The sequence below is a fragment of the Saccharothrix texasensis genome, from assembly GCF_003752005.1.
GTDB classification, from domain to species: domain Bacteria; phylum Actinomycetota; class Actinomycetes; order Mycobacteriales; family Pseudonocardiaceae; genus Actinosynnema; species Actinosynnema texasense.
The window spans coordinates 1,471,967-1,486,584 of record NZ_RJKM01000001.1 but is presented as its reverse complement, the minus strand read 5'-3'; the positions used below and the strand labels follow the sequence as shown (position 1 = coordinate 1,486,584).

Genomic DNA, 14,618 nt, shown 5'->3' with positions numbered 1-14,618 from the left:
ACCTGCCCGAGAACGACCTGGAGGATCGATGAGGACATCTTCGCGCAACCGGTGCACGGCGGTCGTGGCGGCCGTCATCGCCGCGATGGCGGCCGTGGTGGTGCCGGCGCAGGCCGCACCGGCGCCCGCGCCGTGTGCCGCGCCGCAGGCCGCCGGTCCGGGTGCCGCCGTCGCGCCGTTCAAGGTGTGGTTGGCGGGCGACTCGACGATGGCCAACGGCGGCAGCTCGTGCCCGGTGGGGTGGGGTCGCGAGTTCGACCGGCTGTTCAACGACGACGTCACGGTCGTCAACAACGCCGTCGGCGGGCGGAGCATCCAGACCTGGCTGTACGAGTCGAACGTCAAGAGCACCAAGGACTCGGCGGGCGAGTGCGTGGTGAGCCCCCGCACCTACGCCTCGCGCTGGGCGGACATGCTGTCGAGCAACGGGATGCAGGCCGGCGACTGGCTGATCGTCCAGTTCGGCATCAACGACGGCGACCCCAACTGCCCGCGCCACGTCGGCACCGCGCGCTATCGCGAGCTGTTGGGCACGATGGGGCGTGAGGCGAAGGCGCGCGGGGTGAAGCCGATCTACGTCACGCCGGTGTCGGCGATCCGCTGCTCCGGCTCCACCGCCGTGGCGACCCGCGGGTTCCTGAACGAGACGGTGGCCCAGGCGCAGGCCGACCAGGTGCCGGTGATCGACCTGCACCAGCGCAGCATCGCGCTCTACAACACGCTGCGCCTGTGCCCCAACAACGGCGACTACACGCAGGGCGCGGTCGGCGCGTTCTTCTGCAACGACCACACCCACTTCGAAGCCGCCGGCGCCGCCCGCATCGCGGAGGTCGTCGCCGCGGCGCTGCGCGAGCAGGGCATCGGCCTCGCCTCCTCCCTGCGCTCGACGTCGGCCGCCTACAGCCTGGTCGCCCAGCACAGCGGCAAAGCGGCCGACGTCAACGAGGCCTCCGTCGCCGCCGGGGCGGGGCTCGTCCAGTGGACCGCCAACGGCCGGCCCAACCAGCAGTTCGAGTTCATCGACACCGGTGACGGCCACGTCCGCGTCAAGGCCCGGCACAGCGGCCTGGTCCTCCAGGTCTCCGGCAACGGCAACGGCGCCGACATCACGCAGCAGCCCGACACCGGCGCCACGAGCCAGCAGTGGCGCGTCGTCGACCACGGCGGCGACGTGATCAGCCTGGTCAACCGGCAGTCCGGCCTGGCCATGGACGTGTGGGAGAAGTCGACCGCCGACGGCGCGCGGATCTCCCAGTACACCTACAGCGGCAGCCCGAACCAGCGCTTCACCCGCGTGCGCGGCTGACCCCCGGCGGCCGGGGACGCGCCACGCGTTCCCGGCCGCCGGCGGGCGGGGGTCAGGCCGGTCGGCCCGCGTGCAGCCGGGTGTAGGCGCCTCCGCCGCGCAGCAGCTCGTCGTGCGAGCCGATCTCCGCGATCTCACCGTCCCGCATGACGACGATGCGGTCGGCGTCGCGGATGGTGGACAGCCGGTGGGCGACGACGAAGGTGGTCCGGCCCCGCACCAGCCTGGCCAACGCCTCCTGGACCAGGGCCTCGGACCGGGTGTCCAGGGCGGAGGTGGCCTCGTCGAGGATCAGCAGGCGGGGGTCGCGCAGCAGGGCCCGGGCGATGACCAGGCGCTGCCGCTGGCCGCCGGACAGGTGGGCGCCCCGGTCGGCGACGGGGGTGTCGAGCCCGTCGGGCAGGCGGTCGACGAACTCCAGGGCGTTCGCGTCGCGCAACGCCGTCCTGATCGCGGTCTCGTCGGCGTCGGGCATGCCGAAGGCGACGTTCTCGCGGACCGTGCCGTCGAACAGGATCGGCTCCTGCGGCACCACCGAGATGAACCGCCGGTAGGTGCGCAGGTCGAGCTCCGCCATGTCGACGCCGTCGAGCAGGATCCGACCGGCCTGGGGGCGGATGAAGCCGATGAGCAGGTTGAGCACCGTGGACTTGCCCGCACCCGACTGGCCGACCAGCGCGATCGTCTCGCCGGGGGCGACGCGGAGGGTGAAGTCGCGCACCGCCGACCGGTCGGTCCCGTCGTAGGTGTGGCCGACGGCCCGGAAGTCCACGGCCCCGTGGACCTCGGTGACCGCGGCCTTGCCCTTGTTGTCCTCCAACGCGGGGGTGCGCAGCACCTCGCTCGCGGAGCGGATGGACTCCAGCCCCTTGGCGATGACCGGGGCCAGGGTCATCAGGGTGGCCAGGGACGTGGTGGAGGTGGTGAGGAAGGCGCTGAGCATGACCACGTCGCCCGCGCCGATGCCCCAGGCGCCGTGGTAGGCGACCAGCGCGGAGGCGGTCAGGAACAGCACGCCGAGGATGTTGAGGAACACCCACGACAGCGAGGCGACCCGGCCGTTGAGCAGGTCCAGCCGCAGCCCCGAGGTCAGGACCCGCCGCAGGGTGTCGTCCATGCGCCGCAGGGCGTGGCGCTCCAGGCCGTGCGCGCGGGTGACCGGGATCAGCTGCGCCATCTCGTTGACGCGGGCCGCCAGGTGCTCCACGTCGTGGCGGAAGACCTCGTTGTGGTCGCGCAGGCTGGTGCGCAGGCGCATCACCACCAGGGCCGCGAGCGGCACGATCACCAGCAGCAGCGGCAGGAAGTGCGGCGCCCGCACGCCGACGATCGTCAAGCCGCCGATCAGCACGGTGATCGCGCTCATCCCGGTGTCGGTGGTCTGCTGCGCCATCTGCTCGACGGTCTCCACGTCGCGGACGACCTTCGCCTGCAGCACGCCCGCGCTGGTCCGGTTGTGGTAGCCGATCGACAGCTCCTGCAACCGGGTGCACAGGGCCGACCGCAGCTCGGTGCCCGCCCGCCGCACGCTCCCGTGCAGGAGGCGGACGTAGAGCAGGTGCAGCGGGTAGTTCACCACGAGGATCAGCATGATCACGCCGGTGGCGACCCACATCCCGTCCAGGGGCAGGTGCAGCACCACGGTGTCGACGATGGTGGCCGTGACCAGGGGGAGCAGCCACACCGGGCTGTGCTTCACGACGAAGACGGCCAGCGCGCCGCCCAGGCGCCGCCGGTGCGGCCGGAACAGGCGGCCGAGCGCGCGCACGGCCCCTTCGCCCGGGTCGCGATGTCCTCGCGGGGTGTCGGACGAGGTCACCGAGGAGTGCTCCTTCATCGGCCGGAACGGGCGCCACCGGCGGCCGGACGACCACTGGAAAGCGCTTTCCGCGATTCTCGGGAGTGAGACGGGCACTGTCAAGGTCGGCCGGGGTGATGTCGGTGACGGGCACGGTGGCGTCGTCCTCGGCCTGGGGCCGGGTGGACGTGTTCGTTGCGTGACCGCGGCTGCCCGGAGGGTTGATTCCCCCGCTCGTCCGAGTGCACGTCCCGAGCCGCGCACATGCCGGTTCCGCCGCCGGGTAGGACCGAGTGGCGGAGCACGCCCGAGACGTGCGCCGGCGGTGTGCCCGTGCGGGGCGGCGCGAGCCGGCCCCGAACGCGGCCGGATCGAGTAGGAGTCGACAATGGGAAACGCGATCGTGCAACCGAGGTCGGGAGCGGGCGGTCGGTCCGCCCTCTACGCCGACGGCCCCTTCCCCGGCGACGCGGCGACCGCGACCGAGCTCGCGGAATCGGGCTTCGGCACGGTGATCCTCTGGAGCCTGCACGTCCACGAGAACGGCGACCTCTACTACAACGAGACGCCGATCGTGAAGGACGGGGGTTACTGCGTCGAGGACGACAAGTGGGCCGACTGGGTCAAGTCCTTGAAGACCGCGAAGGGGTCGAAGGTCGGCCGCGTCGAGATCTCGGTCGGTTCCTACGGCGCCGCGGACTGGGAGAACATCAAGAGCCTGATCGCGAAGCGCAGCGCCGACGGCGGGACCGGCCCCGACAGCATCCTGTGCCGCAACTTCAAGGCGCTGTTCGACAAGATCGGCGTCGACGCGCTCAACAGCGACGACGAATCGTGCTACGACGTGGACTCGACCGTGGAGTTCGCCAGGATGGCGAAGAGGATCGGGTACCGGAACTTCACCTTCGTGCCCTACGCGCGCACGGACTACTGGCGGGCCGTCAAAGCGGAACTCGGCTCCCTGGTGGACCGGGTCTACTTGCAGTGCTACGCGGGAGGGACGGGCAACGACCCCGGGGAGTGGGCCGACGCCCTGGGCATGGCGGTGGACCCGGGGTTCTGGTGCGAGAACGGCGACGGCTGCGCCCAAGGCGACTCCCCGGCCGCCGTCCAGCAGAAGCTGACGGAGATGGGCCGGAAGACACCGGTCCACGGCGGGTTCCTGTGGTGCTACTCCGACATGCGGAAGTGCTCGGCGCCGGGGCAGACGGTCGCGGACTACGCGGCGGCGGTCAACTCCGCCACCGGCATCGGGAACATCGCGACCCCCGCCGCCACCGGCAAGCCCGGACGATGAGCGACGGCGGTCGTTCGGCGCCGTGAGCCGGGCCGGCCGTCCCCGACGCCGTCCCCGGCCGCCGTCAGCGGTCAGGGGTTGCGGCGGTGAGGACGCGGGCCAGGCGCAGCGGCGCCCAGATCAGCAGGGCGAGGACGGCGACCAGCAGGTACTCGACGGCCGGGATGTTCTCCATCAGCAGCACGGCCACCAGCAGCAGCACGACGGAGCCCTGCGAGCTGAAGATCGACACGTCCTGGGCGGTGCCGTCGTAGAACACCCGGGTCTGGAGGGCGTGCAGGGCGATGAACGCGCCGTTGGCAGCGAGCGCGACGACGTTCACCCGGTGCAGGCCGCTGGTGCAGCGGCGGACCCTGGTCTGCGCGTAGTAGACGAGGCCCAGGACTCGACCTGGTGCGCCGCGTAGCCGGCCCACGCCGACGCGCGCGTCCGGAAGGTGGGTTCGGGCAGCAGGGCGATCCCGTGCAGCCGGTGCCCGAGCAGCCACACCAGGCCGGTCCCCGGGCTGCTCTGCGAAGGTGGTGGCGTGGGCCGAGGGGACGAGCGGGAGGTGTCGCACCGGCCGGACCAGGTCCGCGCCGACGTCGACTCCTGGCCGACCGGGCGGCTGCTGTCGGTGGCCGCGCGCGTCGTGGAGAGCCGGTTCGACGAGGTGCTCAACGGCCTGGCCTGACGCACGCGGGCCTGATCGCGCTGCACCACCTCGCCGACGGCCCGCTCGCCCAGCACGAGCCGGCCACCCTGTGCGAGGTGACCGACCAGACGATGAGCCGCACCATCGAGCGCCTGGACCGCTCCGGCCACGTCACCCGCGCCTCCGACCCCCGCGACCGCCGCCGCACCCTGGTCGAGATCACCCCGACCGGCCGCGCCGTCCTGACCACCGCCCGCCGCCGGCTGATCACCCTCATCACCGCCGGCACCGGACTACGCTGAACCGGTCCGGGACGGATGGCCTCATCCGGTCGTCCACCACGCGCGGATGTCGTCCTTCAAGTGGGCGAGGTCGGAGTTCCCGGTCTGATCGGCGCTCGCGAGGAGGGCCCGCAGCCGGGGACGGACTCGGACGGACGGGATCCGGCGCGCGACGTCGAGGGCCTGGCGGCCTGTCGCGACCGCGCTGTCGACCTCTCCCGACCTCAGGAGCGCGATCGCCAGCACCGGGAGCACCATCAACCTCGTGCGGTCGTACTCCGGGCCGAAGCCCGCGGCGGCTCGGGCCAACAATCGCGCGGCAGGAGCCGCGTGCCGCGGGTCTTCCCTCGACAGCACGGTGAGCGCGAGCCCGCGCATCCCCGCCCTCTCCGAACCGGTGACGTGGTGCGACCAAGGAGGAGCGGGAAGTCCGCCACCCGTGTCCAGCAGCGAGTCGCCCTCGTCGAGTGCGCGGAGCGCCGACTTTCCGTTGCCCATCGCGGCGTGACACCACCCGAGGTTCGACGCGAGGTAGCTCTCGGTCAACGCGCTGACGGGTCGGCCGGTGGCAGCCGCGGTTTGGGCGAGGCTGAGGAAGCGCAGGGCATCACCCGGCCGGCCCAGGTGCAGCGCGTGGTGGCTCATCTGGATCAGTGCCCGCACGACCAGGTCCGTCCGGGCGGGATGCGCGGACCGTCTCGCGTGGGACAGCGTCGACATCCACAGCCCGCGTGCCGAGTCGTACTCCCCGGCGTCGTACTCCGCCCACGCGGCGACCATGACGAGGTCCGCGAAGGCGAGCTCGAAGCCGGCGCGGACCTCCGGCGAGCAACGGGCGCCGAGCAGACCGTGCAGGGTCTCGACCTGTGCGCGCATCGCGAGCCGGTGGACCACCGTTCCGCCCGACCGGAAGTCCCGGCCGCGCCACTCCGCGGTGATCGACTCGACGGCGGCGACGTCGGCGGAGCCCAACCGCGCCTCTCCGCGTCGCGCGCGGGTCGCGAACCGCTCGAGCGGTTCCACCGGGCCGGCGGCTGACGGCGCGGCCAGGACCAGGCCGATGGACGCGTTCACCAGGTCACGTCGGCTCAGCCGGCCGAAAGGTGCCGCCGCGCCGGCTGCGGCGCCCGGGAATCCGAGCAGCGGAGCGGGGATGCCCAGTGCTTCGGCGATCCTGACGACCACCGCGACGTCGCGGATGCGGTGGTGACCGCGCTCCACCGCCGACACCCTCGCCTGGGACAAGCCGACCATCAGCCCGAGTTGCTCCTGCGTGAGCGAAGCCTCTTCCCGGACGACGCGGAAGACGGTCCCGAAGTCGTGATCCGACAGCGCTTCCCTGACGTCGCGGCGGTCGAACAGCCTCGCGTCGACATCCCTCCCGGTGCCCCTGCCCATGGCTTCTCCGTCCTCACCGGCGACTTCATGCCGTCATACCGGCCCGCGGTGAGGCCGTACAGCCCTGGTGGGGATATGCCTCGCGGTGTTCGGGTCGGGTTGGTCCCAGTGCCCCGACCGGGGTCAACGTGGGGGAATGCGGCCTGCGAAGCGATCGAAGGACGAAACGACCACGCACGACGGCACCACGCGTCCACCCCGGCGACCGGCGGGTGTCGTGGCACCCGACCTCGTGGCCGACGTCGAAGCGTTGACGGTCTGCGCTCTCGGCGCCGTGGCCGCCACGGGTTGGGCGCCTGCGGCAACGCTCGCCCTCGGCATCGCCGCCGCCGGAGTGCTCACTCGCCTCACACTGCGCCTCGCACATCCGAAGCGGTGCGGAACCGGTGCGGACGACGTGAGGTGCACGACGTGTCGCCGGAGCGGACCGCGGTCAGTACCGTCGGGCGGTCGGTGTCGACCTCGGAGGGAAGTGCCATGCCGAAGTTCGTGACGATCGGGTACGGGGACCGGGAGGGGTACGACCGCACCGACGCGGCGGTGCGGGACGAGGCGCACGCGCACGACGCCCGCTTGCGCGCGATGGGGGTCGTCACGGGGATCGCGGGTTCGCCGATGCAGGTGCGCAACCACGACGGCGCGGGCGTGACGGTGCGGAGCGGGGCGTTCCTGTCCTCGGCCCTCCCGGTCGCCGGGTTCGCGATCATCGAAGCGGACACGGTGGAGGAGGCCGTCGAACTCGCCTCGGCGACCCCCTGCGCGGTCGCGCACGGAGTGGTCGAGGTCTGGCCCTTGCAGGAGACGCCGTAGCGACCGGGCCGGCCGAAGGGGTCAGGCGCGGCCGAGGAGGTGGCGGGCGGCCGGTAGGTCGCGGTGGCCCGTGAGGAAGTCCTGGACGGCGGTCTCGAACTCGTCGCTGTTCAGCGTGCCGTCACCGTTGTGGTCCAGGTCGCGCAGGGCGGCGATGACCTCGTGGCTGCGGGGGCTGCGGTCGAGCAGCCGGGTGTACTCGGCGGGCCGGACCTCGCCGTTGGCGTCGCGGTCGATCAGCCGCCGGATGGCGGCGGCCACGGCGCCGTAGCCGCGGTCCGGGTCGGGCGGGCCGGGGTAGCGGTCGCCGGCGAGGGCCGAGCGGTAGCCGGCGAGGGTGACGGCGCCGTCGGGTGGCGTGCCGGTGGCGGTGCACAGCTGCGCCCACCACGACCGGAAGGCGTCGTGGACGGTGGTCTCGTCGTCCTCGTCGAGGTCGAGGTGGGTGCTGAGCTCGCGGGCCATGGCCAGCAGGTCGCTCCACCGCAGCACGCCGTCGCCGCTCTGGTCCAGCACGGTGGTGAAGAACGACTCCGGGGTGGGCGCGACCCGGGACCGCGGCCGCACGTCGTCGGCCCTGATCGCCGCGGCGGCCAGCGGCAGGTAGCGCCACGGTTTGGGCAGCAGGTCGGAGGTCAGCCGGGCCGCCCGGTGCAGACCGGCCACGAGCAGGTCCGCGCCGGGCACCACGGTCAGGCGCAGGCGTTCGCGGTACACCTCGGGCAGCGTGGCGACCGTGGCCTGGACGACGGCGGTGACCACGAGGTGCCGCAGCGGCGCCCAGACCAGCGCGGGGATCGGCAGGCCGGGCGGCGGCGGGACGCGGTGGATGCTGCCCGACAGCAGGTCGCGGACGGTCGCGTTGTCCTCCAGCACGTCGGCGACCATGCGGTCGAAGTAGTCGCGGAAGTCCTCGGGCGTGGCGGGCATGTCGTCCTCCGCCAGCCCGAACACCTGCCCCAGGCGTCGCCACTCGGCGTACAGGCGGGCGGTCTCCTCGGGGGACAGCGGATCGCCGCCCAACCGCTGCGCGGTGAGCACCGCGTCGTACAGGGTCAGGTGCACCCACGCCCGCGCCTGCACGTCAGCGGCGGTGAACGGCCGGCCGTGGTCGTCGGTGCCCTGCATCCGGCGGTGCAGGCGCTCCAGGCGGGCCAGCTCGCGACGCTGCTCCGAAGCGCTGCCGTAGACGTAGGTCTGCAGGCTCTCCAACGTGCGGAACAGCCGCCGCCACGGGCGGGCGTTGTAGACGGAGAAGCGGCTCACGGCCGCGCCGATCGCCGGGTGGGCGGCCTGCAGCAGCAGCGACCGGTGGATCACCAGCAGCAGCCGCCACTGCCCGAGGCGGTCCCACGTGGCCGAGCCCGGTCCCGGCAGCACCTCGGCCGTCATCCGCCACCTCTCCGAACGGGTCCGCACCCGCGGACCGGTCCCACGCTAGCGGCCCGCGCGCACGACGAGGACACGTTGCGTGATGAGTCCACCCGATGTGATGCCCGGCCCGATCAGCTCGGCCCGGTCAGCCCAGCTCGGCCAGCCGGCCGGTGACGGGGGCGAGCACGCGTTCGACCCACTCGGCCTGGTCGCCGTCCGGTGACAGCACCATGACGGTGTCGACGCCCAGCTCCGCGTAGCCCGCCAGGGCCTTGGTGCACCCGTCGGCGTCTTCGGGCAGCGCCCCGAGGTGCACGACGGTCTTGCGGATCGCGTCGTAGTCGCGGTCGAGCTCGTCGCAGTGGCGGCGCAGCACGTCGAGCTTGTGGGGCACCTCGGCGGGGGAGGGGAGCAGGAAGTTGCAGGCGTCGGCGTAGCGGGCGACCAGCCGGAGGGTCTTCTGCTCGCCGTTGCCGCCGACCATGACCTCGGGGTGCGGCGCGCTCACCGGCGCGGGCGCGCACAGGGTCTCGGCCAGCCGGTAGTGCCTGCCCTCGAACGGGCCGTCGTCCGCCGGGTCCCACATCTGCAGGCAGATCCGCAGCGCTTCCTCCAGCCGCTCGAAGCGCTCGCCCAGCGGCGGGAACGGCACGCCCAGCCCCCGGTGCTCGCGCTCGTACCAGGCGGCGCCGATGCCCAGCGTGGCGCGACCGCCCGACAGCACGTCCAGCGTGGTGACGTTCTTCGCCAGCAGGCCCGGGTGGCGGTAGGTGACGCCGGTGACGAGCGCGCCGAGCCGGACGGTGGAGGTGTGCGCGGCGAGGAACCCCAGCGTCGTGTAGCTCTCCAGCATCGGGTCCTCGGGAGCGTCGTTCTGCTCCATCTGGAAGAAGTGGTCCATGACCGACAACCACGCCACGCCGGCCGCTTCGACCGCCGCGCCGGCGGCGGCCAGCTCGGGACCGAGCCGCGCCGCACCCTGGTTGAACCGGCTGATGTGCACACCCAGACGCACGTCGTTCTCCGTTCCTCGCCTGCTCCGCCGTCGACGGCCGCGACGCTAGCGGCTGGAGCGCGCTCCAGGTCAACTCGACGTGGCGTGCACGACCGCGTCCTGACGGGTGACCGGTGGCCGGCGCGGTGACGGCCCACCGGTGGTCACGCGCGGCGGCTCGGCGCGGCGAAGTCCGGGTCGGTGCCCAGCACACCGCCCTCGGCCCAGCGCTCGCGGGGCACTTCCTGGACGTAGACGGTGATCTTGTCCATCGGCGCGCCCGTCACCTCGCGCACCGTCTTGGTCGGCTCCTGCGCCAACCTGCGCGTCTGGTCGTCCGAACCGGGCCAGGTGGTCACCGACACGATGGGCATGGGTCCTCCCACCGGCCGTCCCGCACGCGGTCGACGTCGTGGTGGCTGGTCGAGAACTGCGTGGTGGTGATCTTGCACAGGCCGTCGGTGGCGCGGGCCGGGGAGACCGGCGCGATGGCCGGCGCCACGAGGCACAGCACCCCGGGCACCGGCAGCGGTGATCAGCGCAGCGGTCCGGCGGTGGTGCGTGGGCTGACGGTCGTCGTCACGGTGATCCCCTCGGGTCGCTTGGGAATCGACCCGGCGCGCCGTCCCGTTGGCCGCGCCGTAAAACGTCCCCCGGATACGTCACTCGATGGAGTATTCACTCGTTCGTGGTAATCCCATGCGGGGATGCCCAAGCTCGGTCCGGAGTTGGACGATGGGGCGGCCGAACGCGGCATTTCCATTCTCGACCTGAAACGCATTTTCGCCAGGGGGTAGATCATGACGGCAGCACACGTCGCCGTTTCCATCGAGTCGGAGGCCACGGCGCGGTCCGGGGGAGGCCACGTCGCCGCCGGCTGGTTGGTCGAACCGACCCGGGTCGTCGTGCCCGACCCGCCGCCCGGCTTGCTGGACGGCAGCCTCGACGTCTCGGTCGTGCTCGCGGGGGCGGACGAAGGCCCGGTCGAGCGCATCCCGTCGACCGGGGTGAACGCCCTGCGGCTCGCCGGCGCCGAGTTCGCCGTGCTCGACCTCGCCTCCGCGTCCCGGCACGCGCCGAACGCGGTCATGCCCGAGCCGGTGGCGCTGGAGGCCGCGATCGCCGCCCACGGCGGTGACGTGCGCGCGGCGTTCGAAGCGGCCGGTTCCGTCGTGCCGGTGCCGCCGGGGTCCAAGGCGTGCGCGAAGCACAACATCGTCAACTGCGCCCGCTGCTCATGACGTGGAGGCGGTTCGCCCCGGCGGCCGCGGACGTCGCGCTCGCCCTGGGCGCGAGCGCGATGGACGTGGTGCTCTACTCGCACGTCCCGCTGCGGCCGGAGGAACCGGACTTCTGGTTCGCCCTGTGGTACCTGGGTCTGGTGTTCGCCGTGCTCGTGGCGCGGCGCCGGCACCCGATGGCGGTGTTCGTCGTGGTGCTGGCGGTGGCCGCGCTCGCCTCGCCCGTCAGCGGCTTCGCCTTCCGCCCCGAGATCGCGGTGTACCTCGCCCTGTTCACCGTCGCCGAGCGGTGCCGGGTGCGGGTCGCGGGCGTGGCGCTGGACGCCGCGCTGCTCTACGCGTTCTCCACCTCCACGCCCGACCTGGACCCGGGCGGCCTGGAAGACGTCCTCGTGGACATCGCGGCGGCCGCGTACCTGACCTTGTTGCCGCTGTCGGTGTGGGCGACCGGCCGGTGGGTCCGGACCAGCCGGGAGCACGCGCGGGCGCTGGAGGAGAGGCGGCAGCTGGAGGCACGGCAGGCCGTCGCCGAGGAACGCGGCCGGATCGCTCGGGAGCTGCACGACGTGGTGTCCCACGCGGTCACCGTGATCGTGCTGCAAGCGGCGGGCGGGCGCCGGGTCCTCGACCGCGACCCGGCCCGGGCCGCGCGCGCGTTCGACACGATCCAGCACCTGGGCGAGAACGCGATGGGGGAGCTGCGCCGGATGCTGGAGGTGCTGCGCGCCGAGGGCGAGCCGGCCGAGCCGCAGCCGGGAGCCGGCGACATCCCGGCCTTGCTGGACTCGTTCCGGGCGGCGGGCCTGCACGTCGAGTCGCGCGTCACCGGCGACCCGAGGCCGGTCGAGCCCGCGGTGGACCTCGCGGTGTACCGGGTGGTGCAGGAAGCCCTGACCAACGTCACCAAGCACGCGGGTCCGGGCGCGTCCGCCGAGGTGCTGCTGACCTGGACCGCGACCCAGGTCGAGATCCGGGTCGGCGACGCGGGCGGGCCCCGTGCCGCGCACCGCGGCCCGCTGTCCACCGGCCACGGCCTGATCGGCCTGCGCGAGCGGCTGGCCGCCCTCGGCGGCAGCCTGAGCACCGCGCGGACGCCCGCCGGCGGGTTCCGGCTCGACGCCGTCCTGCCGCTCGACTCCGCCGGGCCGGCGGTGGACCAGCCGCCACCGGCGCCTGTCCGGCGTCCGGAGCCCGGCGTCCGCCCCCGACGGGGACGTCTCGCCGAGAGCGGGCGGGTGGCGGTCGCCGGGGTGCGGACCCGTCCGGACGAGGAGGTCGAGACCCGGCATCCGTGACGACCGGCGGGGCGGGTGACGTCGGCCGCACGTGCAGCCCGTCGGTCACCCGCCCGCCCGACGGGTCACCGACGAGGCCGGAAGTGGCGCTTCGTGATGTGGTTGCCGACGGCCGTGCCGAGCACGGCGCCGTCGACGTCCGCCGAGCGGAAGTGGATGCCCGCCCAGATTCGTGCGCCCACGACCTCGGCGGTCGCCTGCGAGAAGCGGTCGAAGTGCCGGGTGGTGCCGCTGTCGGGGCTGAACGCGCTGAAGGGGACGTCGTCGCGCCCGAAGAAGTGCGCGTACGCCGTCATCTGCGCGGCGGTGCGACAGGTGTGGCCGGAGGGGTAGTCGGGGTTCGGCGGGGTGACGACCAGCGGCGTCCAGCCGGGGTCGCCCGCGGTGGCGGGGTTCCCGTCGGTGTCGGCGGACCGGATGGCGGTGATGGGCCGCCAGGAGTGCCAGAACTCCTTGTCGTTGGCGCAGGCGATCGCGCCGTCCGCGCCGGTGACGTCGGCCAGCGCGTAGAGGCGCGCGGTCTCCAGCGGGCCGAGTCCGCGGGTGAGGGCGAGGTCCCGCTTCATCCCCCAGCTGACGGAACGCCGGTCGTGCCACCAGAGCGCCGCCTCGGTCTGGTCCGCCGTGCGGACGGCGCTCGTCGCCGAGCCCAGCCGCTTGACCTCGTCGACATCGCGGGCGTACGCGGGGCTCGTGACCGCCGGCGGCCCGGGGGTGCGGAACATCGTCGCGTCCGGGATGGCGAACGGCTTCAGGAAACCGACCCAGGCGCCCGTGTTCTCGAAACCCGGCGGGGTGGGGCGGTACCAGCCCGGCTCCGTGCCGACGGTCCACGGTCGGGGGTCGAAGGCGCCGTCGTCCTGCCGCGCCGCGACCATCGCGGTGGCGGCCTGGGCGCCGACCCGGACGCCGCCGTGCTTCGCCGGTCCCTCCGGGATGGCGGCGAGCCACTCGCGGTACTGCGCGCGCAGCCTTTCCCGCTGCGCGGGGAAGAGGGCGTCCAGCACCCGGTAGGCGGCGGTGCCGACCGCGGCGTCGGTCGACTCGTGTCCGCTGGCCCGCGGTGCGCCGAGGTAGGGCTCGTACGGCGTGCCGGCGATGGCGTTGACCGCGTCGTAGACCGCGCCGCTGACCATCGCGAAACCGCGTCCGGCGACCTGCGGCGGCGACTGCTGCGCGACGTCCCAGATGGCGGTCTGCGCGTTGAGGTCCCAGACGACGACGGCGTTCGGCGCCGCGTCCGCGGCGGTGACGACCTGCGGCACGAGTGTGAGCGGCACCGTCAGCGCGAGAGCCGCGAGAACCGTCATGACCATCGCCAACCCCGGTGATAGGCGTAGCGTATCGACACCGTTGCGGAAAGTATCGCCCCAGGTCCGGCGGGCGCAACACGAAGGCGCCGGGGCGACGACGGCCGGACCTGGCCGGGCGCTGCCGCCGGGCCGTCGCCGTGACGAGCGTCGAGGAGGGGAACGCCCGCTCCGGACCGGTCGGGACGAAGAGCGTCTCGATGCCGCTCAGGTCGGCCGGCAGGGCCAGTCGCTCGGCGAGGGGGAACCGGCCGGTCTTCTCCGGGTTGGTCAGGACGCACACGACCAGTTCGTCGACCATGCCCACGCTCGCCATGCGGTGTGAAACGCCGAAATCACCCGCCCACGGGCGCCGCGACCGGCGTCGGGTGGTGAGTGGGAGGGGTTCGACAACGTGAGCTGGTCGGCCCCGGACGGCGAGCACGGGCCGTATTTTCTTGGGTAAATGATCTGCCGGGCGGGTGGCGATTCCGTTATTGAGCGTTGAACGAATAGCTCACGAAGTGGGATGCACGGGTCGTGGGCACGGTCCGGCACCTGTGACAGGTCGTCCACAGTGGACTTCGGAACGACGGTTCCCGTTGGGTGCACGGGATCTGCGCCCGATTCGGCGGCACAGTGCCATCGGGCATGATTATCGGAATATGAACCGGGTCACACTCGGGAACTATTGTCGAGGCTTCGGGTTGGCGAAGTGGTTCGGGGGTTGCGAGCGGCGGAATCGATCTGGAATGTTGTGGGTAGGGGTGGCGTACGGGGGATGGGACGAAAATCAACCACGGTGTTACGTGCGCCCCGGCCACTCCTGGTTGATTAGCGACTCGCCTCGGCAAAACGCGCACGGGGGTGCCTGGCTGATGGGCAATGGTGTTCACGCGGA

14 protein-coding genes are annotated in these 14,618 nt (G+C 72.8%); 7 read left to right on the top strand and 7 right to left on the bottom strand.

The features are described from left to right. Positions 1–28: 28 nt before the first annotated feature. A complete protein-coding gene (locus EDD40_RS05450; RefSeq protein ID WP_170184957.1) occupies positions 29–1,306 on the top strand; it encodes an RICIN domain-containing protein in 1,278 nt (425 codons plus the stop codon). A gap of 52 nt (positions 1,307–1,358) precedes the next feature. Here EDD40_RS05450 and EDD40_RS05445 read toward each other — a convergent pair whose 3' ends face one another. Further along, entirely contained in the window at positions 1,359–3,125 is a 1,767-nt protein-coding gene (locus tag EDD40_RS05445) for an ABC transporter ATP-binding protein (protein WP_211348096.1), read from the bottom strand. A 367-nt stretch (positions 3,126–3,492) separates the two neighbouring features. Between EDD40_RS05445 and EDD40_RS05440 the strand changes: the two genes are divergently transcribed. Further along, positions 3,493–4,401: a lysyl endopeptidase gene (locus EDD40_RS05440; protein ID WP_123741905.1), complete on the top strand. Its 909-nt coding sequence runs from the start codon at positions 3,493–3,495 to the stop codon at positions 4,399–4,401. Positions 4,402–4,465: 64 nt separating this feature from the next. On the opposite strand, the gene EDD40_RS05435 is transcribed toward EDD40_RS05440, so the two are convergent. After that, positions 4,466–4,816, bottom strand: a complete 351-nt coding sequence (locus EDD40_RS05435; RefSeq protein WP_211348095.1) for a hypothetical protein — start codon at positions 4,814–4,816, stop codon at positions 4,466–4,468. 111 nt (positions 4,817–4,927) lie between these two features. Here EDD40_RS05435 and EDD40_RS44600 point away from each other — a divergent pair, with 111 nt between their 5' ends. Further along, positions 4,928–5,074, top strand: a complete 147-nt coding sequence (locus tag EDD40_RS44600) for a hypothetical protein (RefSeq protein ID WP_342777824.1) — start codon at positions 4,928–4,930, stop codon at positions 5,072–5,074. Beyond that, a complete protein-coding gene (locus tag EDD40_RS05430; RefSeq protein WP_342777816.1) occupies positions 5,071–5,337 on the top strand; it encodes a MarR family winged helix-turn-helix transcriptional regulator in 267 nt (88 codons plus the stop codon). Before EDD40_RS44600 ends, EDD40_RS05430 begins: the two co-directional genes overlap by 4 nt. A gap of 21 nt (positions 5,338–5,358) precedes the next feature. On the opposite strand, the gene EDD40_RS05425 is transcribed toward EDD40_RS05430, so the two are convergent. Then, positions 5,359–6,714 (bottom strand): helix-turn-helix domain-containing protein, encoded by a 1,356-nt coding sequence (locus tag EDD40_RS05425; protein WP_123741904.1) that lies wholly within the window; start codon positions 6,712–6,714, stop codon positions 5,359–5,361. 477 nt (positions 6,715–7,191) lie between these two features. Here EDD40_RS05425 and EDD40_RS05420 point away from each other — a divergent pair, with 477 nt between their 5' ends. Then, positions 7,192–7,524, top strand: coding sequence for a YciI family protein (locus EDD40_RS05420; protein ID WP_123747786.1), 333 nt, complete (start codon positions 7,192–7,194; stop codon positions 7,522–7,524). Between the two features lie 21 nt (positions 7,525–7,545). Here EDD40_RS05420 and EDD40_RS05415 read toward each other — a convergent pair whose 3' ends face one another. The 3 genes from EDD40_RS05415 to EDD40_RS05405 form a co-directional block, all read right to left on the bottom strand. Further along, positions 7,546–8,916: an oxygenase MpaB family protein gene (locus tag EDD40_RS05415; protein ID WP_123741903.1), complete on the bottom strand. Its 1,371-nt coding sequence runs from the start codon at positions 8,914–8,916 to the stop codon at positions 7,546–7,548. A gap of 127 nt (positions 8,917–9,043) precedes the next feature. Next, positions 9,044–9,913 carry an LLM class F420-dependent oxidoreductase gene (locus EDD40_RS05410; RefSeq protein WP_123741902.1) on the bottom strand — a complete coding sequence of 290 codons (870 nt, stop codon included), beginning with the start codon at positions 9,911–9,913 and terminating at the stop codon, positions 9,044–9,046. Positions 9,914–10,056: 143 nt separating this feature from the next. After that, the gene (locus EDD40_RS05405) at positions 10,057–10,266 is read right to left on the bottom strand and encodes a tautomerase family protein (protein WP_123741901.1); all 210 of its coding nucleotides are present in this window, start codon (positions 10,264–10,266) and stop codon (positions 10,057–10,059) included. Positions 10,267–10,692: 426 nt separating this feature from the next. On the opposite strand from EDD40_RS05405, the gene EDD40_RS05400 reads away from it, so the two are divergent. After that, a complete protein-coding gene (locus EDD40_RS05400; RefSeq protein ID WP_123741900.1) occupies positions 10,693–11,133 on the top strand; it encodes a hypothetical protein in 441 nt (146 codons plus the stop codon). Then, the gene (locus tag EDD40_RS05395) at positions 11,091–12,428 is read left to right on the top strand and encodes a sensor histidine kinase (protein ID WP_170184956.1); all 1,338 of its coding nucleotides are present in this window, start codon (positions 11,091–11,093) and stop codon (positions 12,426–12,428) included. Before EDD40_RS05400 ends, EDD40_RS05395 begins: the two co-directional genes overlap by 43 nt. A gap of 65 nt (positions 12,429–12,493) precedes the next feature. On the opposite strand, the gene EDD40_RS05390 is transcribed toward EDD40_RS05395, so the two are convergent. After that, positions 12,494–13,738 carry a vanadium-dependent haloperoxidase gene (locus EDD40_RS05390; RefSeq protein WP_211348094.1) on the bottom strand — a complete coding sequence of 415 codons (1,245 nt, stop codon included), beginning with the start codon at positions 13,736–13,738 and terminating at the stop codon, positions 12,494–12,496. Between the last annotated feature and the right edge of the window lie 880 nt (positions 13,739–14,618).

Bases quoted from the DNA above. Each gene is read 5' to 3' on its own strand.
- EDD40_RS05420 (WP_123747786.1), top strand. From the start codon at position 7,192: ATGCCGAAGTTCGTGACGATCGGGTACGGGGACCGGGAGGGGTACGAC.
- EDD40_RS05400 (WP_123741900.1), top strand. From the start codon at position 10,693: ATGACGGCAGCACACGTCGCCGTTTCCATCGAGTCGGAGGCCACGGCG.
- EDD40_RS05425 (WP_123741904.1), bottom strand. From the start codon at position 6,714: ATGGGCAGGGGCACCGGGAGGGATGTCGACGCGAGGCTGTTCGACCGC.
- EDD40_RS05450 (WP_170184957.1), top strand. From the start codon at position 29: ATGAGGACATCTTCGCGCAACCGGTGCACGGCGGTCGTGGCGGCCGTC.
- EDD40_RS05390 (WP_211348094.1), bottom strand. From the start codon at position 13,738: ATGACGGTTCTCGCGGCTCTCGCGCTGACGGTGCCGCTCACACTCGTG.
- EDD40_RS05440 (WP_123741905.1), top strand. From the start codon at position 3,493: ATGGGAAACGCGATCGTGCAACCGAGGTCGGGAGCGGGCGGTCGGTCC.
- EDD40_RS05415 (WP_123741903.1), bottom strand. From the start codon at position 8,916: ATGACGGCCGAGGTGCTGCCGGGACCGGGCTCGGCCACGTGGGACCGC.
- EDD40_RS05405 (WP_123741901.1), bottom strand. From the start codon at position 10,266: ATGCCCATCGTGTCGGTGACCACCTGGCCCGGTTCGGACGACCAGACG.